1 protein-coding gene is annotated in these 1,127 nt (G+C 28.3%); it reads right to left on the reverse strand.

Translation table 11 applies throughout. The features are described 5' to 3' along the window. Nucleotides 1-1,127 (reverse strand): motility associated factor glycosyltransferase family protein (locus KAR67_RS09355; RefSeq protein WP_192801101.1); only part of this gene is annotated, 1,127 nt, incomplete at both ends.

Genomic DNA, 1,127 nt, shown 5'->3' on the forward strand with positions numbered 1-1,127 from the left:
AAACTTCTCCTTTGCCTCCATAGGCAGGGACTTTAAGTTTATCTATATTTTCTTCACCGCTAAATTTCTCTCCAAAATCAAAACCTTTTGAGTGTGAATTTCCTTCTTCATCAAAGGCTAAATCTTGTCCTATCATAATAATATTTTTAAATCCTAAAGCTAAAGCTAAAGTATAAGAAAAATGACTTACATGAGTACCCGTATCTATATAGCCAAAGTCATTAAGATTAAAGCGTTGATATAAAGCTTTATTTCTTAAAATAATCATACAATTTTCAGCCTTTAAACTATACACGACATTAGGATGCGTGGCACACTCAAGAGCAATGATGCTTTGTTTTAAATTTTCTTTATTTTGAAAAAATTTCATTGCCAAATCCCTACAATCTAAATTAGTAACATAATCAGGTATTATACCTTCTTTTTCAAGCATACTCAAAGCCCCATCAGCACAAAAGATCACTGCTTTATCTTGATAAGCTTTAAGTAAAGGAAGTTGTTTAGCTAAGCTTGGTCCTGCAGAAACTACTATAGCATTATCAATTTTGTTTTTTCTTTCACTTAAGATTCTTTGAAAAGGAATGCTTTCAAGCATAGAGGGGATGTTTTGTAAAAACTGTCCATGTGTTAGCAAAGGTAAAAAACATGTAATATCTGCATTTCTTATTGCTACACTTGCACTTTTAATACAAAGTTCATTCAAAGATAAAATAGAAGTTTCATAGTATTTAAGATAATAATGCGAGCTAATAAACATTTCATATAAACTTAAATACTCTAAAATACTTTGCTGATCAAAAATCATAGCAATTTGAATTTCTAAATCCTTTGCAACACAGTCAAATAATACAATCTTATAAACTTTCAACTCCTCGCTCAAATCTATCACACTTAAAGCTAAGATAAAAAGTTCTATTTCACTTTCAAATACAAAAAGATGTTTATAGTGTTTAGCTAATTTTTTAATCAGTAATGCATTGCCTATACCATAAATACATACAAAAGGATATCTAGGAGTTTTTTCTAAAATACTTTGATAGAAAAAATTTATTTCTTCTTCTAAGTTTTCATACATGAAAACATTATGGGTTTTATCATAGATATTTAAATTTTCATCTATATTAAAA

Origin of the sequence: Campylobacter sp. JH32 (assembly GCF_017846535.1) — a bacterium.
Taxonomy (GTDB): Bacteria; Campylobacterota; Campylobacteria; order Campylobacterales; family Campylobacteraceae; genus Campylobacter_D; species Campylobacter_D coli.